Raw genomic sequence first — 389 nt, 5'->3', positions numbered from 1 at the left:
CAGCCAGAACAGGATAAGCGTCAGCACCGCGATAATGACCGGCGTTGGCAGGAACAACAGCGATCCACTGCCAAACCATGAGAGATCCGGCGAGTTAAACGTGACGATCTGTCCGGAGGTGATCAGTTGCGCCACGCCGCGCCCGGCGACCATCAGGATCAGGGTGGCAACAAACGGCTGAATTTTGAGGATCGCTACCAGTATGCCGTTCCACAATCCCGCCAGGATGCCAGTGCCCAGGGCGCTTAACAAAACAATCGGCAGGCTGAATCCCGCGACCGTCATCGCAGCCGTTGTGGCTCCGGCGATAGCCATCACCGCCCCCACGGAGAGATCAATCCCACCTGTTGCGATCACCAGCGTCATTCCGATAGCCAACAGCGCAACGG

General features: G+C 59.1%; 1 protein-coding gene. It reads right to left on the bottom strand.

What is annotated here, in order from left to right; all coding sequences use genetic code 11:
• Positions 1-389: ABC transporter permease (locus C5L10_RS33425; RefSeq protein ID WP_371412025.1), on the bottom strand; the 389-nt coding region annotated here is incomplete at both ends.

This window comes from Neorhizobium sp. T6_25, assembly GCF_002968555.1.
Lineage (GTDB): Bacteria > Pseudomonadota > Alphaproteobacteria > Rhizobiales > Rhizobiaceae > Neorhizobium.
This window is presented reverse-complemented; position numbering and strand designations above follow the sequence as displayed.